At 49.3% G+C, this 25,221-nt stretch carries 35 protein-coding genes; 27 read left to right on the top strand and 8 right to left on the bottom strand.

Features of this window, described 5'->3' with window-relative positions:
• The first annotated feature begins 49 nt into the window (after positions 1–49).
• On the top strand, positions 50–706 hold the full coding sequence (locus tag EPD17_RS07960; protein WP_132053263.1) for a DUF4412 domain-containing protein: 657 nt from the start codon (positions 50–52) through the stop codon (positions 704–706).
• A gap of 76 nt (positions 707–782) precedes the next feature.
• On the opposite strand, the gene EPD17_RS07965 is transcribed toward EPD17_RS07960, so the two are convergent.
• Entirely contained in the window at positions 783–1,139 is a 357-nt protein-coding gene (locus EPD17_RS07965; protein WP_132053265.1) for a hypothetical protein, read from the bottom strand.
• 150 nt (positions 1,140–1,289) lie between these two features.
• On the opposite strand from EPD17_RS07965, the gene EPD17_RS07970 reads away from it, so the two are divergent.
• Genes EPD17_RS07970 through EPD17_RS07980 form a run of 3 tightly spaced genes read left to right on the top strand, consistent with a single transcriptional unit; the run spans position 1,290 to position 4,312 of the window.
• Positions 1,290–2,720, top strand: a complete 1,431-nt coding sequence (locus EPD17_RS07970; protein WP_132053267.1) for a tetratricopeptide repeat protein — start codon at positions 1,290–1,292, stop codon at positions 2,718–2,720.
• A 60-nt stretch (positions 2,721–2,780) separates the two neighbouring features.
• Positions 2,781–3,554, top strand: a complete 774-nt coding sequence (locus EPD17_RS07975; RefSeq protein ID WP_132053269.1) for a phosphosulfolactate synthase — start codon at positions 2,781–2,783, stop codon at positions 3,552–3,554.
• Positions 3,551–4,312: a shikimate dehydrogenase family protein gene (locus tag EPD17_RS07980; protein WP_132053271.1), complete on the top strand. Its 762-nt coding sequence runs from the start codon at positions 3,551–3,553 to the stop codon at positions 4,310–4,312. The genes EPD17_RS07975 and EPD17_RS07980 overlap by 4 nt, the downstream gene beginning before the upstream one ends.
• A 32-nt stretch (positions 4,313–4,344) precedes the next feature.
• On the opposite strand, the gene EPD17_RS07985 is transcribed toward EPD17_RS07980, so the two are convergent.
• The 5 genes from EPD17_RS07985 to EPD17_RS08005 form a co-directional block, all read right to left on the bottom strand.
• A complete protein-coding gene (locus EPD17_RS07985) occupies positions 4,345–4,776 on the bottom strand; it encodes an acyl-CoA thioesterase (RefSeq protein ID WP_132053273.1) in 432 nt (143 codons plus the stop codon).
• A gap of 49 nt (positions 4,777–4,825) precedes the next feature.
• Complete coding sequence (locus EPD17_RS07990) at positions 4,826–5,614, bottom strand: hypothetical protein (RefSeq protein ID WP_132053275.1); 789 nt, start codon at positions 5,612–5,614, stop codon at positions 4,826–4,828.
• 5 nt (positions 5,615–5,619) lie between these two features.
• Positions 5,620–6,186 (bottom strand): RNA polymerase sigma factor, encoded by a 567-nt coding sequence (locus tag EPD17_RS07995; RefSeq protein ID WP_132053277.1) that lies wholly within the window; start codon positions 6,184–6,186, stop codon positions 5,620–5,622.
• A gap of 10 nt (positions 6,187–6,196) precedes the next feature.
• Positions 6,197–6,772, bottom strand: a complete 576-nt coding sequence (gene rdgB / locus EPD17_RS08000; protein ID WP_132053279.1) for an RdgB/HAM1 family non-canonical purine NTP pyrophosphatase — start codon at positions 6,770–6,772, stop codon at positions 6,197–6,199.
• 443 nt (positions 6,773–7,215) lie between these two features.
• Positions 7,216–7,869 (bottom strand): hypothetical protein, encoded by a 654-nt coding sequence (locus tag EPD17_RS08005; protein WP_132053281.1) that lies wholly within the window; start codon positions 7,867–7,869, stop codon positions 7,216–7,218.
• Between the two features lie 65 nt (positions 7,870–7,934).
• Between EPD17_RS08005 and EPD17_RS08010 the strand changes: the two genes are divergently transcribed.
• The 3 genes from EPD17_RS08010 (at position 7,935) to rpsG (ending at position 10,148) form a co-directional block, all read left to right on the top strand.
• On the top strand, positions 7,935–8,999 hold the full coding sequence (locus EPD17_RS08010) for a branched-chain amino acid aminotransferase (RefSeq protein ID WP_132053283.1): 1,065 nt from the start codon (positions 7,935–7,937) through the stop codon (positions 8,997–8,999).
• 166 nt (positions 9,000–9,165) lie between these two features.
• Positions 9,166–9,567, top strand: a complete 402-nt coding sequence (gene rpsL / locus EPD17_RS08015) for a 30S ribosomal protein S12 (protein WP_114235206.1) — start codon at positions 9,166–9,168, stop codon at positions 9,565–9,567.
• A gap of 113 nt (positions 9,568–9,680) precedes the next feature.
• Positions 9,681–10,148: a 30S ribosomal protein S7 gene (gene rpsG, locus EPD17_RS08020; RefSeq protein WP_114235205.1), complete on the top strand. Its 468-nt coding sequence runs from the start codon at positions 9,681–9,683 to the stop codon at positions 10,146–10,148.
• Positions 10,149–10,400: 252 nt separating this feature from the next.
• On the opposite strand, the gene EPD17_RS08025 is transcribed toward rpsG, so the two are convergent.
• Positions 10,401–10,832 (bottom strand): hypothetical protein, encoded by a 432-nt coding sequence (locus EPD17_RS08025; RefSeq protein WP_132053285.1) that lies wholly within the window; start codon positions 10,830–10,832, stop codon positions 10,401–10,403.
• On the opposite strand from EPD17_RS08025, the gene EPD17_RS19945 reads away from it, so the two are divergent.
• Together EPD17_RS19945 and fusA are read left to right on the top strand one after the other, a co-directional pair.
• Positions 10,831–11,637 (top strand): hypothetical protein, encoded by an 807-nt coding sequence (locus EPD17_RS19945; RefSeq protein WP_165929562.1) that lies wholly within the window; start codon positions 10,831–10,833, stop codon positions 11,635–11,637. The genes EPD17_RS08025 and EPD17_RS19945 overlap by 2 nt on opposite strands.
• A 594-nt stretch (positions 11,638–12,231) precedes the next feature.
• Positions 12,232–14,379, top strand: a complete 2,148-nt coding sequence (gene fusA / locus EPD17_RS08035) for an elongation factor G (protein WP_204743362.1) — start codon at positions 12,232–12,234, stop codon at positions 14,377–14,379.
• 292 nt (positions 14,380–14,671) lie between these two features.
• Here fusA and EPD17_RS08040 read toward each other — a convergent pair whose 3' ends face one another.
• Entirely contained in the window at positions 14,672–15,631 is a 960-nt protein-coding gene (locus EPD17_RS08040) for a lysylphosphatidylglycerol synthase transmembrane domain-containing protein (protein WP_132053289.1), read from the bottom strand.
• A 174-nt stretch (positions 15,632–15,805) separates the two neighbouring features.
• Here EPD17_RS08040 and rpsJ point away from each other — a divergent pair, with 174 nt between their 5' ends.
• The 18 genes from rpsJ (at position 15,806) to rplR (ending at position 25,202) form a co-directional block, all read left to right on the top strand.
• Positions 15,806–16,111: a 30S ribosomal protein S10 gene (gene rpsJ / locus EPD17_RS08045; RefSeq protein ID WP_114235200.1), complete on the top strand. Its 306-nt coding sequence runs from the start codon at positions 15,806–15,808 to the stop codon at positions 16,109–16,111.
• Between the two features lie 321 nt (positions 16,112–16,432).
• Positions 16,433–17,050 carry a 50S ribosomal protein L3 gene (gene rplC, locus EPD17_RS08050; protein ID WP_114235199.1) on the top strand — a complete coding sequence of 206 codons (618 nt, stop codon included), beginning with the start codon at positions 16,433–16,435 and terminating at the stop codon, positions 17,048–17,050.
• Positions 17,051–17,052: 2 nt separating this feature from the next.
• Positions 17,053–17,691, top strand: coding sequence for a 50S ribosomal protein L4 (gene rplD, locus EPD17_RS08055; protein ID WP_114235198.1), 639 nt, complete (start codon positions 17,053–17,055; stop codon positions 17,689–17,691).
• 38 nt (positions 17,692–17,729) lie between these two features.
• The gene (gene rplW / locus EPD17_RS08060; protein WP_114235197.1) at positions 17,730–18,029 is read left to right on the top strand and encodes a 50S ribosomal protein L23; all 300 of its coding nucleotides are present in this window, start codon (positions 17,730–17,732) and stop codon (positions 18,027–18,029) included.
• 114 nt (positions 18,030–18,143) lie between these two features.
• Complete coding sequence (rplB, locus tag EPD17_RS08065) at positions 18,144–18,959, top strand: 50S ribosomal protein L2 (RefSeq protein ID WP_449421220.1); 816 nt, start codon at positions 18,144–18,146, stop codon at positions 18,957–18,959.
• Between the two features lie 36 nt (positions 18,960–18,995).
• On the top strand, positions 18,996–19,265 hold the full coding sequence (rpsS, locus tag EPD17_RS08070; RefSeq protein ID WP_114235195.1) for a 30S ribosomal protein S19: 270 nt from the start codon (positions 18,996–18,998) through the stop codon (positions 19,263–19,265).
• Positions 19,266–19,373: 108 nt separating this feature from the next.
• Positions 19,374–19,664, top strand: coding sequence for a 50S ribosomal protein L22 (gene rplV / locus EPD17_RS08075; protein WP_240040775.1), 291 nt, complete (start codon positions 19,374–19,376; stop codon positions 19,662–19,664).
• Positions 19,665–19,694: 30 nt separating this feature from the next.
• Complete coding sequence (gene rpsC / locus EPD17_RS08080) at positions 19,695–20,501, top strand: 30S ribosomal protein S3 (protein WP_114235193.1); 807 nt, start codon at positions 19,695–19,697, stop codon at positions 20,499–20,501.
• A 103-nt stretch (positions 20,502–20,604) separates the two neighbouring features.
• Positions 20,605–21,027, top strand: a complete 423-nt coding sequence (gene rplP / locus EPD17_RS08085; protein WP_114235192.1) for a 50S ribosomal protein L16 — start codon at positions 20,605–20,607, stop codon at positions 21,025–21,027.
• Between the two features lie 45 nt (positions 21,028–21,072).
• Entirely contained in the window at positions 21,073–21,282 is a 210-nt protein-coding gene (gene rpmC, locus EPD17_RS08090) for a 50S ribosomal protein L29 (RefSeq protein WP_132053293.1), read from the top strand.
• A gap of 70 nt (positions 21,283–21,352) precedes the next feature.
• Complete coding sequence (gene rpsQ, locus EPD17_RS08095) at positions 21,353–21,631, top strand: 30S ribosomal protein S17 (protein ID WP_114235190.1); 279 nt, start codon at positions 21,353–21,355, stop codon at positions 21,629–21,631.
• A gap of 111 nt (positions 21,632–21,742) precedes the next feature.
• A complete protein-coding gene (gene rplN, locus EPD17_RS08100) occupies positions 21,743–22,111 on the top strand; it encodes a 50S ribosomal protein L14 (protein ID WP_066402486.1) in 369 nt (122 codons plus the stop codon).
• A gap of 132 nt (positions 22,112–22,243) precedes the next feature.
• On the top strand, positions 22,244–22,576 hold the full coding sequence (rplX, locus tag EPD17_RS08105) for a 50S ribosomal protein L24 (protein ID WP_114235189.1): 333 nt from the start codon (positions 22,244–22,246) through the stop codon (positions 22,574–22,576).
• Positions 22,576–23,142 (top strand): 50S ribosomal protein L5, encoded by a 567-nt coding sequence (gene rplE, locus EPD17_RS08110; protein WP_114235188.1) that lies wholly within the window; start codon positions 22,576–22,578, stop codon positions 23,140–23,142. Before rplX ends, rplE begins: the two co-directional genes overlap by 1 nt.
• Positions 23,143–23,278: 136 nt before the next feature.
• Positions 23,279–23,503 carry a 30S ribosomal protein S14 gene (gene rpsN / locus EPD17_RS08115; protein WP_449421221.1) on the top strand — a complete coding sequence of 75 codons (225 nt, stop codon included), beginning with the start codon at positions 23,279–23,281 and terminating at the stop codon, positions 23,501–23,503.
• Between the two features lie 132 nt (positions 23,504–23,635).
• Positions 23,636–24,034: a 30S ribosomal protein S8 gene (gene rpsH, locus EPD17_RS08120; RefSeq protein WP_114235186.1), complete on the top strand. Its 399-nt coding sequence runs from the start codon at positions 23,636–23,638 to the stop codon at positions 24,032–24,034.
• 124 nt (positions 24,035–24,158) lie between these two features.
• Positions 24,159–24,713 (top strand): 50S ribosomal protein L6, encoded by a 555-nt coding sequence (gene rplF / locus EPD17_RS08125; RefSeq protein WP_114235185.1) that lies wholly within the window; start codon positions 24,159–24,161, stop codon positions 24,711–24,713.
• Positions 24,714–24,842: 129 nt separating this feature from the next.
• Entirely contained in the window at positions 24,843–25,202 is a 360-nt protein-coding gene (gene rplR, locus EPD17_RS08130; protein WP_132053295.1) for a 50S ribosomal protein L18, read from the top strand.
• The last annotated feature ends 19 nt before the right edge of the window (positions 25,203–25,221 follow it).

Genomic DNA, 25,221 nt, shown 5'->3' on the forward strand with positions numbered 1-25,221 from the left:
TTATACAGACAACTTATTGGGATATTTGGCTCGTCTATTACCTGTAATTATGAATAAAATAAAGGTTTTGCTGCTGGCTGGTTTGTTTTGGTCTGTTTCCGCACTGGGGCAGAAAAAGTTTACCGAAGGCGTGATCAGTTACGACGTGGTGATCAACACCGGCTCCGACAAACCGCAGGCCGCCGACTTTTTGGACGGTGCCACCACCACCGTATTCATCAAAGGCAACCGCAGCCGCAGCGAGATGGTGAGCTCGCTGGGCACACAGGCCACCATCATCGACGGCATTAAAAACAACATTGCCATTTTAAAAGATTACGGCAACCAGAAATACCTCATCAACCTGACACAGGCCAATTGGCAAGAAATGAACAGCAAGTACAAGGATATCCAATTTACGCTGATTGATTCGACCAAACAGATCTTGGGTTACAACTGCAAGAAGGCACTGGGTAAACTAAGCGACGGTACGCCTGTTCATGTTTGGTACACGCCGGATATATTGCTGGAAAATAAAAGCTTCAACATGCTGGCGCAGGGCCTGCCCGGACTGCCTATGGAGTATGTTTCATCGATGGGCAATCTCAATATTACCTACACGGTTTCCCGCATCAACTTCAGCCCGGTGCCGGTAGCCAAGTTCGATCTGCCCCAATCTGGTTTCCGTGTAATGACTTACGAGGAAAGTAAGGGTGGACGCCAATAAATGGTAAAGGGGCATAAAATGCCCCTTGAGTTATTTTAAATCAGTTCTTTGCCGGTAAAAATGGAAGCGCTGCTACTTAGCGTTGTGTGGGACTAAAGGTTACTTTATCCAACAGCACCTTCTTTTTGAGGGGCAGGATAAAAGTTTGATTGCCTTTTTGGTAAGTGATCACCTGGTTCAGAACAATGTACTTGTTAGGTGCCATGGTGTTGATGATGCTGCTGCCGCGGTATTGGTAACCGGAGCGGAGCGTAAAGTTCTTGAAATTGGTGATGGGCGTACGGGCCAGCAGGGTAGTAGTTTTGTGCTGTGCCGTATCGCGTTTTTTGCCTTCGCCCAAAGTGGCAAAAGCAGCCACCGAAGCCGCCAACAGCACAACAGTGCAGGCCTGGCGCTTAAAGAGGGAGATGTATTTGAAGGCTGAATTTTTCATTTGCAGTAGGCAAATATAGTAAAAATATTAACAAATGCTAAAGTGTTTCCAAAATCTATTACAAACTGTTTAACGTTTGGGGATAAAGAAAAGTTGTGATAATTGGCTCCTTTTTAGCTTAATAGTAATTTGTAACCGGAGGATTGTAGGATGAAAACAGACCCGCACTTTGATAAAGAGAACCTTCAGGAATTGTTGCGCAGTTATGAAAACCTCCGTTTGGGAAAAAGCAGCGCTTTTATTGAGGAAGAAGCTTTTGAGCAAATCATAGATTACTTCGACGACCGCGAGGAAATGGGCAAAGCGCTGGAAGCAGCCACCATTGCCATGGAGCATTTCCCGTTTTGCGCCACTCTCATGTTCAAAAAAGCCGACCTCCTGCTGGCTACCCGCAAATACCGGCAGGCGCTGGAAATTTTAGAGAAAGCCGAACTGCTTGATGCCAACGACATCAACCTGTATATTTTAAAAACCGACGCTTACCTGGCGCTGGACCAGCAGGAAAAAGCCGTGGCGCTTTTGGAGGCAGCCATTGGTTTGTTTGAAGGCGAGGAAAAGGTAGAACTCTTGTTTGAGTTGGCCGATGTGTATGATGATTACGAGGAATTTGAAAAAGTGTTCGATTGCCTGAAAATGATCCTCGAGGAAGATCCTACCAACGAGGAGGCATTGTATAAAATTTGTTTCTGGACCGATTTTACCGGCCGCAACGAAGAAAGCATCCGGCTGCACATGCGCATCATCGACGAGCAGCCTTACAGCGAGCTGGCCTGGTTCAACCTGGCCACGGCGTACCAGGGTTTGAAGTTGTATGAAAAAGCCATTGATGCATACAAGTACGCATTGGTGATCGATGAAAAATTTGATTATGCATACCGCAATATGGGCGATGCATACATCAGGCTGCGCAAATACAAGGAAGCCATTGAGGCATTGGAAAAAGTACTCGAACTGTCCAAGCCCGAAGAGGTGATTTATGAAGCCATTGGCCATTGTTACGACCGGTTGAAAAACTATGGGCAGGCCCGCATTCATTACCGCAAGGCTGCCCACATGAATCCAGAGGACAGCAAACTGTATTATAAAATTGCCTGCACTTATTACAACGAAGGCGAATACAACAGCGCCATCAAGCAGCTCGATGTTTCCCTGCGCATTCAGCGCAACCAGCAGGAAGCAAACCTGTTGATGGGTGAATGCAAATTGCAATTGGGGTTGTATAAAGAAGCACTGTTGTATTTTTCTTACGTAGTAAAGCTGCGGCCTAAGCGTGCAGCCGGTTGGGAAGCGCTGATCCGCTGCCTGTACGAAGGCGAATACTACGATGAAGCCCGCCAGCAAATAAGTGCAGCGTTGGAAGCCACCGATGGCAAACCTGTTTTTTATTATTACTTAAGCGCTGTGCTGTTGGCCGAACGCAAACCTAAAGAAGCGCTTTTATGCCTTGAAAAAGCTTTGGTTGCTGCGCCGCGGTTGTTCAAAAAAATGCTGGCGCTCAATCCTGCGTTGTTGCAAAACAGCCAGGTTGCAGAAATGGTAGCCCGCCACAAACGAAAACGCGGTGGCAAATCTGGGCAATAGGCAAAGATTTCCCCTATTTTTGCGCGCAATCACACCAGTTGTGGTTTCAATCTGCAGCGCATGAATTTTAATCTTTCCCAAATTCCTGAACGGATCGCCAAACCTCGTTTGTCCGGCATTACCATGGTTATGGACAAAGGCCTGAGCGTTCAGGATGCCCGTAATTTTTTAAGTGTAGCACACCCGCATATCGACCTAGTGAAACTGGGTTTCGGTACCTCATTCGTTACGCCCAACCTCAAAGAAAAACTGGCGGTGTATGCCGAATACGATGTGCCCGTTTATTTTGGCGGTACCCTCTTTGAAGCATTCCTGATCCGCAACCAGTTTGAAGATTATATCAGCGTTTGCAAAGATTTTGGCGTTCGTTATATGGAGGTAAGTGATGGTTCTATCACCATTCCGCATGCTGAAAAATGCGGTTATATTGAAAAGCTCACCAAGCATGGCACTGTGCTGAGCGAAGTGGGCAGTAAAGATGCCGCACACATCATTCCGCCGTATAAGTGGATTGAGTTGATGCAGGCTGAGTTGAATGCCGGCGCATCATATGTTATTGCCGAAGCCCGCGAAGGTGGCAACGTTGGTATTTACCGCGGCTCGGGCGAAGTGCGGGAAGGTTTGGTGCAGGAAATCCTGACCCAAATTCCCGGCGAGAAAATCCTTTGGGAAGCACCGCAAAAAGAGCAGCAACTATATTTTATCGAACTGCTTGGTTGCAATGTAAACCTGGGCAACATTGCACCTACTGAAGTCATTCCCTTGGAGTCGATGCGTGTAGGTTTGCGCGGCGATACCTTTCACTTGTTTTTAGACAAAGCCGAAGTAGAATGAGCCTGTACGGACTGCTGGGAAAAACGCTGAAACATTCGTTTTCCAAAACATTCTTTACTGAAAAATTTGCCCGTGAAGGGCTGGCAGGCCACCGCTACGAAAACTTCGAACTTGAACATATTGGTCAGTTAACCGGCTTGCTGCACCAGCATCCCGATCTTGCCGGCCTGAATGTGACAATTCCTTACAAGGGAGATGTACTTTCCTTTTTACATTACAAAAATGATGTAGTTGCGGCCATCGGTGCCTGCAACTGCATCAAAATTTCGGAAGGCCAGCTCTATGGGTTCAACACCGATGTAGTGGGCTTCCGAAATTCTTTGCAACCGCGTTTGGGCCCGCAACACACCAACGCCCTGGTGCTTGGTACCGGCGGCGCAGCCAAAGCCGTTTTGTACGTGTTGCAGCAACTGGGTATAGCGGCCACCGTTGTTTCACGAACCAGCAGCGCAGCAACCATTGGCTATAATAATGTGGACGAGGCAATGATGCAGCAGCACTTACTGGTCATCAACACATCGCCGGTAGGCATGTACCCGCATGTTGATGCAGCGCCACTGCTTCCATACGATGCCATCACGCCGCAACACCTCTTGTTTGATTTAATTTATAACCCGGAACAAACGCTTTTTTTACAAAAAGGCGCAGCAATAGGAGCCGCAACTGTCAATGGCTATGAAATGCTGGTAGGGCAGGCGCTGGAAAGCTGGCGCATATGGAATGAAGCGGTACCCAGCGACACCATGCAAAAAGCATAAATATTTACCGCAAAAAGATCAATCCATTTTTATTATTCGCTGCCGGAGAGTTTATCAATAAATAATTGCGGCACAGCCACCGTTTTGCGCTGTTGGTAATTAAAACAAACCATCCCGGTTTTTGCCAGCGCCACCACTTCTTCCCCTTCGTTTTTCACCAATTTGTAAGCAAGATCAAAACCAACACGGCCGAAATCAAAGGCCGTTACATAGACTTTTAGCTTGTCGCCATAAAACAGTTCCAATTTGTATTGAATGGCCACGTCGCTCATGATCAGGCTGGCGCTGTCGGGGTTGAGCTCGGCCAGGCCGTGGTGTTGCAAAAAGCGCATCCGGGCTTCGTGCATCATCGATAGAATGGTATCGTTGCCCACATGCCCGCCATAATTCAGGTCGGTAATGCGCACCGGTATTTCTGTAAAAAATGAAAAAGATTGCGGTAGGTCAATTTTAATGCGGGCCATGGCTGCAATTTACTGCGCCGGTGCATTACAATGCCGCGCAGCCGATCGCTTATTGAAGCGAACCCATATTTTGCACCACTTCCATCACGCCCAGGAAATCGGCTGAAGCGAGTTGCTCCGGGGCAGCCATCTGGCGCCGCAGCGCCGCCAGCCGTTCCCAGCATCCCGAAGGGTCAGGTTGTTCTTCGCATCGAAAAGCTGCGTATAATTTTTTAGGCAAACGCACCGCTGCATCTTCAGTTACCGGCAGTATGATATAACGGTCGATAAAGTTGCCCACATGCGGCACATCTTCATTTTCGGGTAGCCATGACCGCAAGACAGAGCTGGCCCTTTCGGTAGTGGCCATCCGCAGGGGTGCATTATCTTTTGGTGGCAGCGGCACATTTGCAATGTATACCGCCGGTTGTTCGTTTGATGCAGCTATAGCAATCGGAGTAGTTTCTACCGTCGGCACCGTTAAGGCATTGGTCGGCACATTAACGGTTGGCATGCCCTGTTGCACAACAGGAGTGGAAGCCGGAGCAGTAGTTTGCCCGCCAGACCGGAACAGCGGCGGTAAAAAATATACGGCAAAAAGGAGCGAAGCCGCAATGCTGGCCACCTGCAGCCATCTTTTGCGCGGATACATTTGAATGACCGGCGGCGATGCTTGCTCGCCGTTTAGTTCTTTTGAAATATCATCCCAAACCGCGGGTGGAGGCGGTGCTGCAAAATCGTACAGCTTTTGTGCATAAGCCGGCTGCTCCTGGGGCAATGCATCGGAAAGCCGCTCCCAGCCGCCTGGTGGAGGCTCGGGCGTCCAATTGTGTAACCGTTCTTTCCAATCCTTTTGCATGGGTTTTACCGTACTTTTCTTTTTTCGATATGCTGTTGTACCAGTTCCTGTAAAATTTGTTTGGCCCGCGACAGTTGCGATTTCGAAGTGCCTTCTGATATGTTCAGCATTTCTGCAATTTGCCGGTGGGTGTACCCTTCCACTACGTACAGGTTGAACACCGTACGGTAGCCCGGTGGCAGGCCTTGCACCAGTTGCACAATGTCCTTTTCGGCCATATGGTCCAGGGCCGTCAGGTACTTGCCTTCAATGGTTTCTTCTTCGGTGCCGCTCAGCGGCTGCAGCCTTGTTTTCCGCCTGAAATGTTCAATGGCCGTGTTTACAAAAATGCGGCGCACCCAACCTTCAAACGAGCCCTCGCCGCGGTAGCTATCCAGCTTTCGAAACACCTTGAGGAAACCTTCCTGCAGCATGTCTTCGGCTTCTTCATTGTTGGCTGCATAGCGCAGGCAAACGCCAAACATGCGGGGTGCAAAACGCTGGTACAGCTCGGCCTGTGCCTTGCGGTCGCCGCGGATGCATCCATCAATTAAGTCGGATTCGTTAGGGAAATGGTTGCTTGCCTGCTCCAAGATTTCTGCTTTATGATACCTGATTCAAAAATGCTACCAGCTGGGCCACAGCTTTTTTGCGGTGGCTGTACCGGCTTTTTTCTTCCATGGTCATTTCGCCAAAACTGCGGTCGCTGCCTTCCGGGATAAATATTGGGTCGTAGCCAAATCCGCCGCTGCCGGTGGGGGCAAATGCAATGTGCCCGGTGCACACGCCTTCAAACAAGTGCTCCTCGTTATTCCAGATAAGCGCCACCACCGTGCGGAAGCGTGCCCTGCGGGCTGTTTTGCCTTCCAGGTTGTGCAGCAGCAGGGCTATATTGGCTTCGTTCGACCGGTGCTCACCGGCATAACGGGCACTGTGCACACCCGGCGCACCATCCAGCGCTTCCACTTCCAGGCCGGTGTCTTCACTGAAACAATTATTGCCCGTGAGGCGATGAATAACCCGCGCTTTTTCCAGCGCATTTTCTTCCAGCGTATCGTACGGCTCGGGAATGTCCTGGTCTATACCAGCTTCCTTCAGCGTTGATACCTTTATGCCTGCCGGCAAAATGGCCTGCACTTCCCTGGCCTTGTTTTCATTATTGGTAGCAAAAATGAGCATACGCGAAGATAGTTAGTGGGCGGGAGTTGGGAGTTGAGAGTTAGTAGTTGGTGGTTGATAGTTGACAGTTGATTGCTGTTGTTAGTTTGCACCTGGAAGGTGTTTGCAAATAAGTGGTGAGTCGCGCTTCCGTCATTGCGAGGCGCTGTAGTGGCTTGGTATATTGATGTTACTTGGTGCGCCGAAGCAATCTCCTTGATCAAGATGTGCCTTCATCTTTTTGCCATTTTTGTTTGTAAAAAACAAGACCGAATTGTGGTTTAAATAAAAGGAGATTGCTTCGGCGCACTACGAAGCTATGACGTCAAAGCATCGGCGGCGCATCGCAATGACGGGTCGATGTTGTGGAATGCTTGGTGGTAAAATCAATTAGTAAAACAACAAGACGAGCAAGGGGAATGCTCCCGACTCTCAACTATCAACTTTCAACTACCAACGCCTCCCTACACGCCAAACAACTGTTTCAAACAGCCCCAGAGCTGCATTTTCAGCGAACGGTCCTGTGCCATTTGGCGCAGGGGATAGGCCGATAAATAAGTGCGGCTGTCAAAAGGCTGCAGTTGAAAGTGCGGGAAGTGAAAAGGCAGATCCACTTCCTGTGGCGTTACACCCATCAGCAATACCTGCCTGGCCGTGAATTGCTCCAGCAGCGCTGTGTACGGTTGCGGATAATGATGCAGGTTAACAATGGCTACGTCTGCTATGCTCAGGCGGCAGGCGCTTAAAATAGCCGAAAGAAATTCAAGGTCCGCATCGGGTAAAAAGGGAACCGTGTCATTTTTTACCAAGATCAACACGCCTTTCCTATTGCCGCCTAGTGATGGCGTATTGCCATAAGCAACAGGTTGTTCGGCTACAACAGGTGGTGGTACAGGGGCGGGTGTTTTTGGCGGAGCTTGAGCTGCTGTTTCTGCAACAGGCGGTGTTGCTGCTACCTGCGCAACCGGTGGCATTTCAATTTTTTCTTCCGCTGGTTGTGTTGGTGCAATAGGTGTGTTTCTCTTTGCAGGTGCAGCCTGTTCCTCTGTTTCCAGCAGCGAGTGTGGGTATAATTGGGTAAGCAGGTGCGGGTTCAGGCTTAGGTCGTTCAGGCTCATAGTACAATTTTATGACCGGTTTTTAGGCGGTTTTAGGTACATTGCGCTGCTAAAATAATCACATTATGACTGCCACTATGGATATTCCGGTTACAAAGGCTGCCCATAGCAAACTGGAAGGCCTGACGCTGGAAAATATTCCTTTCGGAAAAGTGTTTACCGATTATATGCTCGAGGCCGACTACGACAACGGCACCTGGAGCAATGTCAATATTCGCCCATATGCCCCGCTGAGCCTCGATCCGTCGGTGGCTGCGCTGCATTACGGCCAGGCTATTTTTGAAGGCATCAAAGCGTACAAAGACGAAGCCGGCAATGCCGTTGTGTTTCGCCTGCAGGATAATTTCAAGCGCTTCAACATTTCGGCCGAACGCATGATGATGCCGGCTGTGCCCGAAGATATTTTTGTTGAAGGCATCCGCCAACTGATTGACCTGGAGCGTGCCTGGATCCCTTCGCTGCCCGACCACTCACTGTATATCCGCCCATTTATGTTTTCCAGTGATGAAGCCATTGGCGTTCGTCCTTCGGAAAAATATAAGTTCCTGGTGATCCTGAGCCCCACCGGCCCGTACTACGGAACGCCGATGCGCATTTACGTAGAAGAGCAATATGTACGTGCCGTAAAAGGCGGTATTGGTTATGCAAAAGCTGCAGGCAACTATGGCGCATCGATGCTGGCCACACATATTGCCAAAGAAAAAGGCTACGACCAAGTGTTGTGGACCGATGCCTACGAGCATAAATATGTGCAGGAAATCGGTACCATGAACGTGGTTTTTATTCTTGGGAACAAAGCCGTTACCCCCGATCTGGAAGCGGGCACCATCCTCAACGGCGTTACCCGTATGAGTGTGCTTACCATTTTAAAAGAAATGGGATTGGAGATCGAAGAGCGTCCAATTTCCATTGATGAATTGATGGAAGCTTACAAGGCTGGCGAGCTGAAAGAAGTGTTCGGCACCGGCACGGCGGCCACGGTTTCGCCCATTAAAGAGCTGCGCTACAAAGATTTTGTAATGACCTTCGACGTTGCCGCCTGGCAGGTAATGCCCGAGGCCAAGCGCCTGCTCGACGACATCCGTTACGGCAGGAGCGAAGACCGCTACAACTGGCTTGTAGCCGTGTAAGCCGGTTGGTTCAATTTTATTTTTTTTAAAAAAACGGGACTGCACCGTGGCAAAAAAGGGCCCGAATGGGCGTAAATGTGAATAAAATAGCCAAAAGAGGATTTTGTTTTTTGGTTATTCACATTCAGGCCATTACCTTTGCCGTCCCAAAAACAAAAGGTTCGTAATGCCTACTATACAGCAATTAGTACGTAAAGGAAGAGAGATCATCCGGGCAAAAAGCAAATCCAGAGCACTGGATGCATGCCCTCAGCGCCGCGGTGTTTGTACCCGTGTGTACACTACTACCCCTAAGAAGCCTAACTCTGCCCTGCGCAAAGTGGCCAAGGTGCGTTTGACCAACAAAATTGAGGTAATTGCCTACATCCCCGGTGAAGGACACAACCTGCAAGAGCACTCAATTGTGCTGATCCGCGGTGGTCGTGTAAAAGACTTGCCAGGTGTACGTTACCACATTGTACGCGGTTCTTTGGATACTGCTGGTGTAAAAGACCGCAAGCAAAGCCGCTCGAAGTACGGTACCAAAAAAGACAAAGGCGGTGCTAAAGCACCCGCTAAGAAAAAATAATAATCACGGATTGCGCGGATGATTCCGCGGATGACGGATTAGATTGAAAACATTAAACCCGGTCAAGCAGCTCAGCACAGCGCCTGAGAACCTCTGATCGAACTTTTAAAAACATGCGTAAGTCACAAGCTAAGAAACTCCCGCTGGCGCCAGACCCTCGTTATAACGACAAACTGGTAACCCGCTTTGTAAACAACATCATGTGGGAAGGCAAGAAAAGTGTCGCTTTCGATATCTTTTACAACGCCGTTGATAAAGTAGCGAAAACAACCGGTGAAGACGGTTATGAAATTTGGAAGCGTGCATTGCAAAATGTAACGCCTGCCGTAGAAGTACGCAGCCGCCGTATTGGTGGTGCTACTTTCCAGATTCCTTCTGAAGTACGTGCCGATCGTAAGATCTCCCTCAGCATCAAATGGCTGGTGCGTTACAGCCGCGAACGCAACGGACGCAGCATGGCCGACAAACTGGCTGCCGAAATCGTAGCTGCAAGCAAAGGCGAAGGTGCTGCTTACAAAAAGAAAGAAGACACCCACCGCATGGCCGAAGCCAACAAGGCTTTTGCTCACTTCCGCGTATAACTTGATAGTTAGCATAGAACTTTTGAAACCATTGCCTTTCCAGGCAGTGGTTTTTTGTTTTGGGTAAATGCAAACGATTAAGTGATTTTTTTATAAAAGCATGCAATAGTATTTTATCGAATAAATCAACTACTCCCGACTCCCAACTTTCAACTCTGAACTGCCAACTGTCAACTCTTAACTCATACATCACAGCTAAAAAAAGCCGCTTCGAAAGAAGCGGCTTTGTCTATTCAGTTATCAGGTAAGCAATCAGGCGCTGTGATCGGTGCCTTCTGTTGCGCCACCACCAAAGTCACCATCGCTAGAAGTGCCTGTAGTAGTGTCATCAGCAGCATCTGCAGATCCGAGACCGGTATCGGTGCTGGTATCCATCATCGTGGTTTCCAGTCCGCCCGTATTTTCTGTGCGTGTTGCTTCGGCATCGTTCATTTGTCCGCCGTTTGCGCTGCCGCTGTTTGCCGAGCTGCGCTTGCTTGAAGTGCGGCTACCGTTAACGCTTTTGCCAGCGCTGGCCTGCTTGCTGCGGGCACCGCCTTTTGCGGCTGCGCTGCCACGGTTGGCACCACCACCCGAGCGGGTAGCACTGGAACCACCGCGTGTTGCACCGCCTTTGCTGGCTGCTTTAGCCGCTACTTTGCTGCCGCCTTTCGATGCGGTTTTGCTGGTAGCTTTTCCAGCCATGCGTGCACCACCTTTAGCAGCGGTTTTGCCTGCGCCTTTCGATGCTGCTTTTTTTGCGGCACCTTTCGCAGCAGTTTTACCAGCTCCTTTCGATGTAGCTTTTGATGCTGTTTTTTTAGCAGCAGCTTTTCCTGCAGTTTTAGCGGCTCCTTTCGAAGCTGCTTTTCCAGCCATGCGTGCACCACCTTTAGCAGCGGTTTTACCTGCGCCTTTCGATGCTGCTTTTTTTGCGGCACCTTTCGCAGCAGTTTTACCAGCTCCTTTCGATGCGGTTTTGCCTGCACCTTTTGCAGAAGTTTTACTTGCTACTTTGCTGCCGGTTCTGCCACCTTTTGATGCGGTCTTTTTCGCGGCACCTTTTGCTGCTGTTTTACCACCACCTTTCGTTGCCGTTTTTCCTGCACCTTTCGATGCGGTTTTGCTGGTTGCTTTACCTGCAGTTCTTCCGCCCTTTGATGCTGTTTTTTTAGCAGCGCCTTTAGCGGCGGTTTTGCCACCTGCTTTAGATGCAGTGCTGCGGCCTGCTGCCTTGGAAGCTGTGCGACCACCGGCTGCGCTTTTGCTGGCGCTTCCGCTTCTGGATGTGGTTTTGCTGCTGGCTCCGCGGCCTGTTGATTTGCTGGCAGTAGCACGGCTACCTTTGGCTGCTGTTTTTTTAGCAGCACCTTTGGAAGCTGCACCGCTGCGGCCTGCTGATTTACCGGCTGCACCTTTCGATGAAGCTTTGGTAGCGGCCTTGCTGCCAGTTGATTTTTTTGCGGCACTCTTAGTTGATTTCGAAGTTGCCATAATTAATGGGTTTTAAGTGTGGGTTAATAAAGAAGCAATTTGAAACCAAATTACTTATTGATCGAACGAATTGCAAAAATTGTGCGCACCAACAGCAGCAGTATGTGCGGGTTATGCACAATTGTGTATAACTGTAGTCTTGTATAACCGAAATTTGTTTATTGATGCTTCTGTTTTTGCGTCAAAGATTGATCGAACACCATTAATTCAGAAAAACTAGTTTTCCATTTTTTGTGTAAATGTGCTTGTGATAAAACGAAAATTTTTCATTGAAATAGGTGTGCGTTTTTTATAAAATCTGCCGCGATTTTTACATCGAAATCACATGCTTTGTCGCACCGCAGAAATTGTAGCACCAACCATTTCTTTTTTGTCGGAAAGGACTCGTTCAACACCACTTGCGGCGGCCTCAACGGGCAGCGGTTCCCATTTAACAAACAATGAATATTTGAAACGGCCAATTGTGGCCCTTTTCCTTACCTTTGCAGCCTCAAATTTTGCCGCCCTAAAATTAGGCTGGTCGGCAGGGTTGGGCCAAACCGCACCGGGTGGGGTCAAATGGCCGCATTGGAGTGGTGGGGAAGAACCGATTCTATTCAACTAAATCATCATGGCAGACTTAAAATTTCAAAGAAACTTTGGTATTGCGGCGCACATCGACGCTGGCAAAACCACCACAACTGAGCGCATTTTGCGCTACACCGGTATGATCCACAAGATCGGTGAAGTACACGATGGCGCTGCTACCACCGACTGGATGGAGCAGGAGAAAGAGCGGGGTATCACCATTACCTCGGCTGCTGTAAGCTGCCAGTGGAACTTCCCCACCGTAAAAGGTAAGGCCGATGCCAGTACCCAAAAGTATTCTTTCAACATCATCGATACTCCCGGTCACGTGGACTTTACTGTAGAAGTAGAGCGCTCCATGCGGGTATTGGATGGTTTGATCGCCCTGTTTTCGGCGGTTGACGGTGTTGAGCCGCAATCGGAAACTGTTTGGCGCCAGGCCAACCGCTACAACGTTCCCCGCATTGGTTTTGTAAACAAAATGGACCGCTCAGGTGCCGACTTCCTCAATGTAGTGAAGCAGGTGCGTGAAATGCTGGGTTCCAAAGCCGTTCCCCTGCAGCTGCCCATCGGCGCTGAAGACGGGTTCAAAGGCGTGGTGGATCTGATCAAGATGAAAGGTATCATCTGGCACATGGAAACCGAAGGCATGACCTTCGATGAAATTGACATCCCAGCTGATATGGTGGATGAGGCCAATGAATGGCGTGCTAACCTGGTGGAAGCTGTTGCCGAGTACGACGACAAGCTGATGGAGAAATTCTTCGACAATCCGGACACCATCACCGAAGGTGAAATTCACGAAGCAATCCGTAAGGCTACCATCGATCTGAGCATTGTTCCGATGATGTGTGGTTCTTCGTTCAAAAATAAGGGTGTACAAACTGCACTGGATGCCGTTTGTCGTTACCTGCCTTCGCCAATGGACATCGAAGCCGTTAAAGGTACCGATCCCAACACCGGCGAGGAACTGGAGCGTAAGCCCAGTGCAAAAGAGCCCTTTGCGGCCCTGGCATTCAAAATCATGACCGATCCGTTTGTCGGCCGTCTGGCATTCTTCCGGGTTTATTCTGGTCACCTCGATGCAGGCAGCTATGTACTGAACGTACGCAGCGGCAAAAAAGAGCGGATCAGCCGGATCATGAAGATGTTTGCCAACAAACAAAACCCCATCGACTTCATTGAAGCCGGTGATATTGGTGCAGCGGTTGGTTTCAAGGAAATCAAAACCGGTGACACCCTTTGCCACGAAGATCATCCGATTACGCTGGAAAACATGTTTATTCCAGAGCCGGTAATCTCTGTAGCCGTTGAGCCTAAGACTCAGGCTGACGTTGACAAAATGGGTTTAGCCATTTCCAAACTGGTGGAAGAAGATCCTACGCTGCGGGTAAAAACCGACGAAGATACCGGCCAGACCATCCTTTCAGGCATGGGCGAACTGCACCTGGAGATCATCGTTGACCGTATGCGCCGCGAGTTTAAAGTTGAAGTAAACCAGGGTGCTCCCCAGGTTGCTTATAAAGAAGCATTTACCAACACTGTTGAACACCGCGAAGTGCTGAAAAAGCAAACCGGTGGTCGTGGTAAATTTGCCGATATCCAGTTTGCACTTGGCCCTGTTGATGCTGATTGGAAAGAAGCAAATCCCGACAAGAACTACCAGTTTGTAAACGACCTGTTTGGTGGATCAATTCCCCGTGAATTTGTTCCGGCCATCCAGAAAGGTTTTGAGCAGGCAATGACCACAGGTGTGCTGGCTTCTTACCCTGTAGACAACCTGAAGGTTCGCGTATTTGACGGTTCGTTCCACGCAGTTGACTCCGACGCCATGTCGTTTGAATTGTGTGCTAAATCCGGCTTCCGTGAAGCTGCACGCAAAGCCAAGCCGGTGTTGCTGGAGCCCATCATGAAAGTAGAAGTACTGACCCCAGACCAATACATGGGTGATGTAACCGGTGACTTGAACCGTCGTCGTGGTATGATGGAAGGTATGGACACCCGTGCCGGTGTGCAGGTGATCAAGGCTAAAGTGCCGCTGAGCGAAATGTTTGGTTATGTAACCCAACTGCGTTCACTGTCTTCTGGCCGTGCATCGTCTACCATGGAGTTCTCGCATTATGCGCCAGCGCCAAACGGTATTGCCGAAGAGGTAATTGCCAAGAGCAAAGGCAAAGTAAGCGCCGACTAATTGAAGCTTTAGTTTTTCTCCTATAGAAACCCCGCCAAGTGCGGGGTTTTTTGTTTTGCAGTGCTTTCGTCATTGCGAGGCGCTTGAATGTCCTCCAACTTGCAGTCTATTTGGCGCCGAAGCAATCTCCGGCAAAATCTCACTCCCAATTTCAAAAGCAACAAAATTTAAATGAGAAGCAGGAGATTGCTTCGGCGCACCAATGCCGTTTACCAACAAATGGCTGCTGCGCCTCGCAATGACGGACGCTGCTGGCGCCTAAACAATGCCGAACCGAGGGCTACAATAGGCGCTATTCCTCCAACGGATCACGGAAAGTATAATACACCCCCCACACCGAAGTAACCAGGTTACAGAAATAAAACAGCAGGCTGATCACCACCGCTAGCGCAGGGTCAAGTCCAAAATAGGTAGCGCCTTCGGCAAAAACCAACTCGCGGGTGCCTAAACCACCGCCTAACGACAGGGGCAGCACAGCCACCACTGTTGCCACCAGCGAAATAAAGATCCATTCCGGCAGGAGCGGCTGGCCAATGGCAAAAAGCAAGGCATAAAGGCAAACCACCTGCACCGCCTGCACCGCCAGGCCCCAAAAAAAGGTAGCCCAAAAGCCGGGCAAAAAATCTCGGAAAAAAAATTTGATGATGAGGTACAGACCTGCAATGCCGGCCAACGCTCCACCGATGAACAACACATCCCACCATACACCTGGCATCACCATAAACGCATAAATGGCCAGCAGCACGCCCAAGGCCAGCAGGCCACTAAACCGGTCGAGCAGCACCGCAGCGCTCATTTTCTTATACGAGGCGCCGTATCTCCTGTTCAGCAAGATCACCTTATATGCATCGCCGCTAATGGCGCCGGGCAAAAACAGGTTGTAAAACATACCCATCCAATACAATTTGCCGTTTACTAGTTCCGAAAGCTGCAAACCCGCATTGCGGAAATAAATGTTGAGCCGGAAGGAGGAAAGTACCTTGCTTAGGAGGTACAGTAAAACCGCCAGCAACAAATAGCCAACATGGGCTTTTTGCAAAGCGGCAAAGGCCTGTTGCCAGTTTACCTTGGTGCTGATGTACCAGAAGCACACAACAGTGATGACGACCTTGAGCAAAAGCTTCAGCCCTTTCACCAGCGGCGAATCTTTCTTTTTTACCGGTACCTGTTCATCGGAAAGGGGTGGGGGAGTAGGTGGATGCATACGGGCCAGCAAAGAAATAGAAAACGGCCGGCATCTGGCGAAAATCATAGAGTGCCTTTTCTATCATCATGGAAAACAGCCTTTTTTCCGAAAGAAAACCAAAATATTGCCCAAAACGGGCTACAAATCTGTGGCGCCGTAAAAAATAATACCACAAACTTTTGCCAGTTATCTCTTTGTCCGTTACCTTTGCACTCCCATTGGAAAAAATGGGTTGGACCTATGTCACAGAGAATCCGCATTAAATTACAGTCTTACGACCACAGCCTGGTTGATAAATCAGCAGAAAAAATTGTAAAGACCGTGCGTAGCACCGGCGCCGTAGTAACAGGTCCTATTCCCCTGCCTACGCGTAAAAAGATCTTTACCGTATTGCGTTCGCCGCACGTGAACAAAAAGAGCCGCGAACAGTTTCAGTTGGCCACACACAAGCGCCTGCTGGACATTTACACTTCTTCTTCCCGCACTGTAGATGCGCTGTCCAAACTGGACCTGCCATCGGGTGTAGAAGTAGAGATCAAAGCATAACAGCAGCGATCAGCATTAAATCCGGGGTCAATCCCGGATGTGAAAGTTCTTATTCTATTTCTTTCATCTCTCAACCCTGCCCCGGCAGGAGAAAAGAGCGCTGAACAAGTAAATAACGCGGACGAGCAGCCAGAGCTTTTTCTGGAATTGTAAAACCCGCATTCACATATAAACAAGCCCTTCGAGGTTTGTTTGTCGCCGGTACTTCTGAATGCTGCAGCCGCAGCAACCAAAAGAAAAGGTCGGTGATAAACCAGGATTGAATCACGCTGCCCGGCGTGATGTCTTGTACAACCTTGCGGGGGAAAACCCAGTAAGAAAATGAAAGGTATCATTGGCAAGAAAATCGGGATGACCAGCGTTTTCGATCCCAGCGGCAAACAAACTGCCTGCACAATCATTGAAGCTGGTCCTTGCGTAGTTACTCAGGTTAAAACGCAGGAAACAGACGGCTACAGCGCACTCCAAATTGGTTTTGGCGACAAAAAACAAAGCCACACGCTGAAAGCCGAAGCTAATCACTTCGTAAAGGCCAACACTTCGGCCAAGAAATTCGTAAAAGAGTTTCGCAACTTCTATCAGGAACAAAATATTGGCGACACCATTACCGTCGACATTTTCGCCGAAGGCGAGAAAGTTGATGTTGTGGGCACTACCAAAGGCAAAGGCTTCCAGGGCGTTGTAAAGCGTCATGGATTTTCTGGCGTTGGTGAAGGTTCACATGGTCAGCACGACCGTCAGCGTGCCCCCGGTTCTATCGGTGGTTCGTCGTACCCCAGCCGTGTATTCAAAGGAATGCGCATGGCCGGCCGTATGGGCAACGATCGCGTGAAGGTGAAAGGCCTGAAGATCGTAAAAATCTTCCCTGAGAAGAACTTCATCTTGGTAAGTGGATCCGTTCCGGGCCACAATGGTTCAATCGTTTTAATCCAGAAGTAATCATGCAAGTAGCCGTATTAAACATACAAGGACAAGAAACAGGCAGAACTGTTGAACTTCCTGAAGAGATCTTCGGCATTGAGCCGAACAACCACGTGATTTACCTTGCTGTAAAGCAATACCTCGCTGCACAGCGCCAGGGAACCCACAAAACAAAAGGCCGCTCCGAAGTACAGGGCGCCAGCCGCAAACTGCACCGCCAAAAAGGTACCGGTGGATCGCGTAAAGGCAACATCCGCAACCCTTTGTACAAAGGTGGTGGTACTGTACATGGCCCTCAGCCCCGCAACTACAGCATTAAACTGAACCGCAAAGTAAAAGACCTGGCTAAAATGTCGGCTCTGGCACACAAGGCTAAGGAAAATGCCATCGTAGTAGTGGAAGACCTGAATTTCGAAACGCCAAAGACCAAGCAACTGGTGGGCATTTTGAACAGCATTAAAGTGGGCGATAAAAAGCTGATGCTCGTGTCGCCTGATTATAACGATAACGTATACCGCAGCCTGCGCAACGTGCCCTCGATCCTGGGTGTGCAACTGAGCGACATGAACACTTACGATATCGTAAACTCGGAAGTGCTGGTACTGACCGAAAGCGCTGCAAAGATTTTTGCAAGTGCTGAAGAAGAAACAGCCGCGTAAGGTATTTAGCTAATCATCAAAATCTCAAACTTATTCAGATGAGAACTTCTGAAGTACTGATAAAGCCCATCCTCACTGAAAAAGCAAACAAGCAGCAGGACAGCCTCCGCCGCTATGCTTTTAAAGTAGCCCGCAAGGCCAACAAGCTGGAAATTAAAACCGCTGTAGAGCAGTTTTATGGGGTAAACGTAATTGACGTGAACACTTCGGTGGTGCCTGGCAAAAACAAAACCCGCTACACCAAGAAAGGTTTTGTACAAGGCCAAAAGCCTGCTTACAAAAAAGCAATGGTTACTGTAGCCGAAGGCGAAACCATCGACCTGTACACCCAGATTTAAATAGCTGATGCTTGTTGTTTTACCAGATAAAAAAACAAGCATCAGACACAAACCCAGAATGGTCGGCAAGACCGCAAACATTGCACAACAATGGCATTAAGAAAATTTAAACCCATGACTGCCGGTACTCGTTGGAGAATCGGCAATGCGTACGCAGAAATCACTACCAACGTACCTGAGAAGTCGCTGGTGGAGTTCAACAAAGGATCCGGTGGCCGTAACTCTTCGGGCCGTCGTGCCATGCGTTACATCGGTGGCGGACACAAGAAAATGTACCGTATCGTCGATTTCAAACGCGACAAGAAAAATATCCCGGCAACTGTAGCCACAATCGAATACGATCCAAACCGTTCGGCATTCATCGCCCTGCTGAATTATACCGATGGTGAGAAGCGTTATATCATCGCACCACAAGGTTTGCAGGTGGGTGCCAAAGTAATCAGCGGCGACGCGGTAGCTCCAGAACTGGGCAACGCTCTGCTGCTGAAAAACATGCCCCTTGGTACTGTAGTGCACAACATCGAAATGCAGCCCGGCCAGGGTGGAAAGATTGCCCGCAGCGCCGGCGCATCTGCCCAGCTTTCGAACAAAGAAGAAAAATACGCCGTGCTGAAAATGCCTAGCGGCGAACTGCGCAAGGTGCTCATCAATTGCTTTGCCACTGTAGGTGTAGCTTCTAACAGCGACCACAGCCTGGAAAGCAAAGGTAAAGCCGGCCGCAACCGTTGGAAAGGCATCAAGCCCCGCAACCGTGGTGTAGCCATGAACCCTGTAGATCACCCAATGGGTGGTGGTGAAGGCCGCGCCTCTGGTGGTCAGCCTCGCAGCAGAACTGGTATGTACTCCCGTGGTCTGAAGACCCGCACCAAGGGCAAAGGCAGCGATAAGCTGATCATCCAGCGTAAGAACGGAAGCAAACTGGCGAAATAAAACCTTCTTCAAACAAACGTAAATCGTAAATAACTCATGGCTCGTTCGATTAAAAAAGGCCCTTACGTTGCAGCCCACCTCGAAGACAAAGTGGTGGCCATGAACGATGGCAAATCAAAGAAAGGCGTCATCAAAACCTGGAGCCGCCGTTCTACCATCACGCCTGACTTCGTAGGACACACTTTTGCGGTGCACAACGGAAACAAGTTCATCCCCGTGTACGTTACCGAATTTATGGTAGGGCACAAACTGGGCGAATTTGCACCCACCCGCAACTTCAAAGGACACGCTGCTAAAAAAGGATAAATAATAAGCTGCAAGCTGTTAGCTAATAGCTAATAGCTAACAGCTAGAAACTTAAATAAGATGGAAGCAATAGCTAAACTTAGAAACTATCCAACATCACCGCGCAAAATGCGCTTGCTTGCCGACCTCATCCGCGGTATGCAGGTAGAAAAGGCCCTGGCCGTGTTGGAGCACAACGCAAAGCACCCCGCAGTTCCCCTGCGCAAACTGGTGCTCAGCGCCATTTCCAACTGGAAGCAGAAAAACGAAGGCGGTGATGAAGGCCAGTTGGTCGTAAAAACCATTTTTGTGGACGGTGCCCGTACCCTCAAGCGTATGCGCCCTGCACCACAAGGCCGTGGCTACCGCGTTCGCAAAAGAAGCAACCACGTAACAGTGATTGTAGACGCAAAAGCTTAATCTAAACTATTCAAAGTATAACCAATAAACATGGGTCAAAAAGCAAATCCTATTGGTAACAGGTTAGGAATTATCCGCGGTTGGGAGTCTAACTGGTATGGCAATAAGAAAGACTTTTCTACCAAGCTGATCGAGGATAACAAAATCAGGACTTACCTGAATGCCCGTATCAATAAAGGCGGTATCGCTAAAATTGTTATTGAGCGCACACTGGGTAAACTGATCGTTACCATCCACACATCAAAGCCCGGTATCATCATCGGTAAAGGTGGTGGCGAGGTAGACCGCGTAAAAGAAGAGTTGAAAAAACTCACTGGCAAAGAAGACGTTCAGATCAACATCCTGGAGATCCGTCGCCCGGAAGTAGATGCCATGATCGTAGGCGACACCATTGCCCGCCAGATCGAAAACCGCATCAACTTCAAGCGTGCCACCAAAATGGCGATTGCATCTGCATTGCGCATGGGTGCCGAAGGCATCAAAGTGCAGCTGAGCGGCCGTTTGGGCGGTGCTGAAATTGCCCGTAGCGAAAAGTTCATGCAAGGCCGTGTGCCCCTGCACACTTTCCGTATGGACATCGATTATGCCAACGTGTTTGCACAAACCGTTTATGGTAAAATCGGTATCAAAGTATGGATCTGTAAAGGTGAAGTACTGGCTAAGCGCGACCTTAACCCCAACCTCGTTAGCGAGAAAGGTGGTGGCATCAGCGATCGCCGTGGTGACCGTCGTGACGGTGACCGTGGAGGTTTTGATCGCCGCGATCGTCGCGATGGCGGCGGTGGTAACCGTGGTGGTGGCAACCGTGGTGGTGGCCGTCCCGGTGGTGGTCGCTAAATCATCGGCCGCAAGGCCCTGGTTTGATCAGTAAACAACAATGTGAAAAGCGGTTTGTGTTTCGGTAAACCCGGTAGCACAAACCACAAACAATAAACCGATTATGTTACAGCCGAAAAGAACAAAGCACCGCAAAGTGCAGAAAGGCCGCATGAAAGGCGACGCCAAGCGGGGTGCTACCATTTCCTTTGGCTCTTACGCCCTGAAGGCGCTTGAAAACCATTGGATCACCGACCGCCAGATCGAGGCTGCCCGCCAGGCGCTTACCCGCCACATGAAACGTGAGGGTAACGTATGGATCCGCATTTTCCCCGACAAACCCATTACCCGCAAGCCGCTTGAAGTGCGGATGGGTAAAGGTAAAGGTAACCTGGAGTTCTGGGCTGCCGTGGTAAAACCGGGCCGCATCCTTTTTGAAATTGATGGCGTAAGCGAAGAAGTAGCACAGGGCGCCCTGAAACTGGCTGCCGGCAAGCTGCCCATCGCCTGCAAGTTTGTAAAACGCCGCGACCTGGAAACTGCATAAGCAGCAAGGCAAACGGCACCTCATCAATAGATAAAAATCAGACTCATGTCTAAGACCATAGATTTCAAAAAAAGCATCCAGTCGCTGAATGCAGACGACCTGAAGGCACGCATTGCCGAAGACGAACTGCGTTTGAAAAAGCTTGAGTTTGCACATGCCATTTCTCCGCTGGAGAACCCCATGAGCATCCGCAACCTGCGCCGCGAGCTGGCCCGCCTGAAAACAGAATTGAAGAAGAAACAACTTAGTGCATAACACAGCTGAAAGCTGTCAGCTGCAAGCCCCTAGCTTGTAGCTTGTAGCTAAGAGCTCAAAGCTTATAACAATGGCTGAAACAACTCAAACTCCTGAAAGCAGGAATTTAAGAAAAACCCGGATCGGCGTGGTTACCAGCAACAAGATGACCAAGTCTATCACTGTTGCGGTAGAACGTAAAGTAAAACACCCGATCTACGGAAAATTCGTAAAAAAGACCACGAAGTTCCACGCACATGACGAGAAGAACGAATGTTCAATCGGCGACATAGTGCGCATCATGGAAACCCGTCCGCTGAGCAAAACCAAGCGTTGGAGACTGGTGGAGATCGTTGAGAAGGTTAAATAACTGGTGCAGCCACAGGCACACCGCCTGGGGCCAACCGATAATTTGAATGATAAACTTCTTTTAGCTGCGCTGGCTATATGCTAAACAGCTAAAAGCTAAAAGCAATTAAAAATGATCCAGCAAGAATCCCGACTGAATGTAGCGGATAACAGCGGCGCCAAAGAAGTGCTCTGCATCCGTGTACTGGGTAACAGTGGTCAGCGCTATGCAAGAGTTGGCGACAAGATCGTTGTAACGGTTAAGGACGCTATCCCTGCAGGCGGCATTAAAAAAGGAACCGTAGCCAAAGCGGTAATTGTACGCACTACCAACAAGCTGCGTCGTAAAGACGGATCGTACATCCGTTTTGATGACAACGCGGTAGTAATCCTGAACGCTGCCGACGAGCCACGCGGTACCCGTATCTTCGGGCCGGTTGCACGTGAGCTGCGCGACAAAGGCTACATGAAAATCATTTCCCTGGCGCCTGAAGTACTGTAAGGCCAGGATAAGGACCCCGGTCCCTTATTGATTCAGCACAACGAACATTAGTTCAATCAGTAAACCAGTTCCTGGCAGTATCAGGAACACAAAACATCAAACCGCAGCAATGCAGTTTGGGGGTAAACAAAAATGAAAACAAGATTCAAACCCAAGTACAACATCCGCAAGGGAGACCAGGTGGTTGTTATCACTGGCGATGACAAAGACCTGAAAAAACCACGCACTGTACTGGAAGTACTGGTAGACGAAGCCAAAGTGGTGGTTGAAGGTGCCAACATCATCACCAAGCACACCAAGCCTTCTGCACAAAACACCAAAGGTGGCATTGTGAAAAAAGAAGCGCCAATGGCAATCTCTAACGTAATGCTGTGGGATGGCAAACAAGCCACCAAAGTAAAACGTGAAGTGGTAGAAGGTAAAAAAGTTCGTGTATCTAAAAAATCCGGGGAGGCAATCAAGTAATGGCAACAGCAACATACACTCCGAGATTAAAAGACAAGTACAAAGCCGAAGTAGTGCCCGCACTGCAAAAGCGCTTTAACTATAAATCGAGCATGCAGGTTCCCCGCCTGGAGAAGATCTCCATCAACCGCGGTGTGAATGGTGCCGTAACCGATAAAAAGCTGGTAGATATCGCCATCGAAGAACTGACCACCATCAGCGGTCAGAAAGCCGTGGCTACCATGTCTAAAAAAGACATCTCCAACTTTAAGCTGCGTAAAAACATGCCCATCGGTGCACGTGTTACGCTGCGCGGTGTAAAAATGTACGAATTCCTGGATCGGCTGATCGCTGTGGCACTGCCCCGTGTACGCGACTTCAAAGGCATCAACGAAAAATCGTTCGACGGCCGTGGCAACTACACCATGGGTGTTACCGAGCAGATCATTTTCCCGGAGATCGACATCGACAAAGTAAACAAGATCACCGGCCTGGATATTACGTTTGTAACCACTGCCCAAACCGATGAAGAAGCTTACGAGCTGCTGAAAGAACTGGGTATGCCGTTCAAAAACGTTAAGAAATAAATTATCAATTTCTGATGTCTGATATTTGCGTGCTGAAATAACCAACATCAACATCAATACATCAGACATCAGTAAATAATACATCACAACTATGGCTAAAGAATCAATTAAGGCCAGGCAGCGTAAAAGAGAAAGAATGGTTGCCCAATACGCAGAAAAGCGTGAGGCACTGAAAGCTGCAGGCGATTACAAAGCGCTGGACGCTCTTCCGAAGAACTCTTCTTCGGTGCGCCTGCACAACCGTTGCCAGATGACCGGCCGTCCCCGCGGTTATGTGCGCTACTTCGGTATTTCCCGTGTAGCCCTGCGCGATATGGCTCTGAACGGCAAGATTCCCGGCGTGAAGAAAGCTAGCTGGTAATTGACGTGAAACGGCAAACGTGAAATGGAAACTGACGTTTCACTATTCACGTTTGACGACAACAAACAAAACTCATTCAAAAACACTTATCCAATTATCCCGCTCCGCGCGGGATGTAGGAGGGCTCATAACATGGTAACAGATCCCATAGCAGATTTCCTGACCAGAATCCGTAATGCGCAAATGGCCGGCCACCGTATCGTGGAAATTCCAGCCTCTAACCTGAAAAAGCGTATGACCGAGATCCTGTACAACCAGGGTTATATTCTGAAATACAAATTCGAGGACGACAACAAACAAGGCCTGATCAAGATCGCCTTGAAATATGACCCAGCTACCAAGCAACCCGCTATCCAGTCGCTGGAGCGTGTTAGCCGCCCGGGTCTGCGTCAGTACTCGAAGCCTGCCGACTTCCGTCGTGTGAAAAACGGTTTGGGCGTGGCCATCCTGTCTACTTCTAAAGGCGTGCTTACCGATAAAGAAGCAAAAGCCCAGAACGTAGGTGGCGAGGTATTGTGCTACATCTATTAAAAGAAGCTACAAGCTATTAGCCGCAAGCTTCAAAAAATTCCGATACATTAAGCCGGTCCTATACCAGGCTGACCGGTCGGAGAGATAAGAATCAACATTCGTAAATCGTAAATCGTAAATCATTATGTCTCGTATAGGTAAAGCTCCCATCACGGTTCCGGCCGGAGTTACCGTTACCGTAGGCAACGACAACGTTGTTACTGTAAAAGGTCCTAAAGGTGAGCTGAAACAAGCGATCGACCGCGATATCACTGTAAAGGTGGAGAACGGCGAACTTACAGTATCCCGTCCTACCGACCAGATCCGCCACCGCTCGCTGCACGGCCTTAGCCGCGCTTTGCTGGCCAACGTGGTAAAAGGCGTAACCGACGGTTTTGAGCGCAAGCTGGAACTGGTGGGTGTAGGTTTTAAAGCCGCTAACACCGGCAACCTGCTCGATCTTTCCCTGGGTTATTCGCACAACATCATTGTCGAAATTCCTTCGGAACTGAAAGTAGCTACCGCACAGGAAAAAGGTAAGAACCCCGAGATCACGCTGACCGGCATCGACCGCCAGCTGATTGGCCAGGTAGCTGCCAAAATCCGCAGCCTGCGTAAGCCTGAACCATACAAAGGAAAAGGTGTACGTTACCAAGGCGAAGTGGTGCGTAAGAAAGCAGGTAAGTCTGCAGGCAAGTAATAGATGACAGTTGGTAGATGATAGATGACAGTATTTTAAACATACCATCATCTATCATCCATCATCCATCATCTCCAACTATAAATCTAAATCGCTTCACGGCAGCATCGTGAAGGTAAATTTTCAATAATGAGAACAAGCGCAAAAACTACCAGAAGGCAGAATATCCGCTACCGCATCCGCAAGAAAATTGCGGGTTCTGCGCAAAAGCCCCGCCTGTCTGTATTTCGCAGCAATGCCGAAATTTATGCTCAACTGATCGACGACGTGAATGGCGTAACCCTGGCGGCCGCTTCTTCGCGCAATAAAGAATTTGCTGGCCAAACCGGCACCAAAACCGAGAAAAGCAAGCTCGTTGGAGCTGCCATTGCCCGTAAAGCTCTGGAACTGGGCATTACCACAGTGGTATTTGACCGGGGCGGTAACCTGTACCATGGTCGCGTGAAGGCTGTAGCCGACGGTGCCCGTGAAGGAGGACTGCAATTCTAATTTGGCTACAAGCCGTCAG

This window comes from Pseudocnuella soli, assembly GCF_004347775.1.
Taxonomy (GTDB): Bacteria; Bacteroidota; Bacteroidia; order Chitinophagales; family Chitinophagaceae; genus Flavisolibacter; species Flavisolibacter aquaticus.

Excerpts from the sequence above, each read along its gene's own strand:
- EPD17_RS08025 (WP_132053285.1), bottom strand. The coding sequence starts at position 10,832 with ATGGCTGGAAAAGCTACCAGCAAAACCGCATCGAAAGGCGGCAGCAAA.
- rpsQ (WP_114235190.1), top strand. The coding sequence starts at position 21,353 with ATGGCTGAAACAACTCAAACTCCTGAAAGCAGGAATTTAAGAAAAACC.
- rpsS (WP_114235195.1), top strand. The coding sequence starts at position 18,996 with ATGGCTCGTTCGATTAAAAAAGGCCCTTACGTTGCAGCCCACCTCGAA.
- fusA (WP_204743362.1), top strand. The coding sequence starts at position 12,232 with ATGGCAGACTTAAAATTTCAAAGAAACTTTGGTATTGCGGCGCACATC.
- rplP (WP_114235192.1), top strand. The coding sequence starts at position 20,605 with ATGTTACAGCCGAAAAGAACAAAGCACCGCAAAGTGCAGAAAGGCCGC.
- rplB (WP_449421220.1), top strand. The coding sequence starts at position 18,144 with ATGACTGCCGGTACTCGTTGGAGAATCGGCAATGCGTACGCAGAAATC.
- rplW (WP_114235197.1), top strand. The coding sequence starts at position 17,730 with ATGAGAACTTCTGAAGTACTGATAAAGCCCATCCTCACTGAAAAAGCA.
- rdgB (WP_132053279.1), bottom strand. The coding sequence starts at position 6,772 with ATGCTCATTTTTGCTACCAATAATGAAAACAAGGCCAGGGAAGTGCAG.
- EPD17_RS07975 (WP_132053269.1), top strand. The coding sequence starts at position 2,781 with ATGAATTTTAATCTTTCCCAAATTCCTGAACGGATCGCCAAACCTCGT.
- EPD17_RS07980 (WP_132053271.1), top strand. The coding sequence starts at position 3,551 with ATGAGCCTGTACGGACTGCTGGGAAAAACGCTGAAACATTCGTTTTCC.
- rpsJ (WP_114235200.1), top strand. The coding sequence starts at position 15,806 with ATGTCACAGAGAATCCGCATTAAATTACAGTCTTACGACCACAGCCTG.
- rpsL (WP_114235206.1), top strand. The coding sequence starts at position 9,166 with ATGCCTACTATACAGCAATTAGTACGTAAAGGAAGAGAGATCATCCGG.
- EPD17_RS07990 (WP_132053275.1), bottom strand. The coding sequence starts at position 5,614 with ATGCAAAAGGATTGGAAAGAACGGTTACACAATTGGACGCCCGAGCCT.
- rplN (WP_066402486.1), top strand. The coding sequence starts at position 21,743 with ATGATCCAGCAAGAATCCCGACTGAATGTAGCGGATAACAGCGGCGCC.
- rplX (WP_114235189.1), top strand. The coding sequence starts at position 22,244 with ATGAAAACAAGATTCAAACCCAAGTACAACATCCGCAAGGGAGACCAG.
- rpmC (WP_132053293.1), top strand. The coding sequence starts at position 21,073 with ATGTCTAAGACCATAGATTTCAAAAAAAGCATCCAGTCGCTGAATGCA.
- rpsH (WP_114235186.1), top strand. The coding sequence starts at position 23,636 with ATGGTAACAGATCCCATAGCAGATTTCCTGACCAGAATCCGTAATGCG.
- rplR (WP_132053295.1), top strand. The coding sequence starts at position 24,843 with ATGAGAACAAGCGCAAAAACTACCAGAAGGCAGAATATCCGCTACCGC.
- EPD17_RS08040 (WP_132053289.1), bottom strand. The coding sequence starts at position 15,631 with ATGATTTTCGCCAGATGCCGGCCGTTTTCTATTTCTTTGCTGGCCCGT.
- EPD17_RS07960 (WP_132053263.1), top strand. The coding sequence starts at position 50 with ATGAATAAAATAAAGGTTTTGCTGCTGGCTGGTTTGTTTTGGTCTGTT.
- EPD17_RS07965 (WP_132053265.1), bottom strand. The coding sequence starts at position 1,139 with ATGAAAAATTCAGCCTTCAAATACATCTCCCTCTTTAAGCGCCAGGCC.
- rplD (WP_114235198.1), top strand. The coding sequence starts at position 17,053 with ATGCAAGTAGCCGTATTAAACATACAAGGACAAGAAACAGGCAGAACT.
- rplF (WP_114235185.1), top strand. The coding sequence starts at position 24,159 with ATGTCTCGTATAGGTAAAGCTCCCATCACGGTTCCGGCCGGAGTTACC.
- EPD17_RS19945 (WP_165929562.1), top strand. The coding sequence starts at position 10,831 with ATGCGTGCACCACCTTTAGCAGCGGTTTTGCCTGCGCCTTTCGATGCT.
- EPD17_RS08010 (WP_132053283.1), top strand. The coding sequence starts at position 7,935 with ATGACTGCCACTATGGATATTCCGGTTACAAAGGCTGCCCATAGCAAA.
- rplC (WP_114235199.1), top strand. The coding sequence starts at position 16,433 with ATGAAAGGTATCATTGGCAAGAAAATCGGGATGACCAGCGTTTTCGAT.
- rpsG (WP_114235205.1), top strand. The coding sequence starts at position 9,681 with ATGCGTAAGTCACAAGCTAAGAAACTCCCGCTGGCGCCAGACCCTCGT.
- rplE (WP_114235188.1), top strand. The coding sequence starts at position 22,576 with ATGGCAACAGCAACATACACTCCGAGATTAAAAGACAAGTACAAAGCC.
- rpsC (WP_114235193.1), top strand. The coding sequence starts at position 19,695 with ATGGGTCAAAAAGCAAATCCTATTGGTAACAGGTTAGGAATTATCCGC.
- rplV (WP_240040775.1), top strand. The coding sequence starts at position 19,374 with ATGCGCTTGCTTGCCGACCTCATCCGCGGTATGCAGGTAGAAAAGGCC.
- EPD17_RS08005 (WP_132053281.1), bottom strand. The coding sequence starts at position 7,869 with ATGAGCCTGAACGACCTAAGCCTGAACCCGCACCTGCTTACCCAATTA.
- EPD17_RS07970 (WP_132053267.1), top strand. The coding sequence starts at position 1,290 with ATGAAAACAGACCCGCACTTTGATAAAGAGAACCTTCAGGAATTGTTG.
- EPD17_RS07985 (WP_132053273.1), bottom strand. The coding sequence starts at position 4,776 with ATGGCCCGCATTAAAATTGACCTACCGCAATCTTTTTCATTTTTTACA.
- rpsN (WP_449421221.1), top strand. The coding sequence starts at position 23,279 with ATGGTTGCCCAATACGCAGAAAAGCGTGAGGCACTGAAAGCTGCAGGC.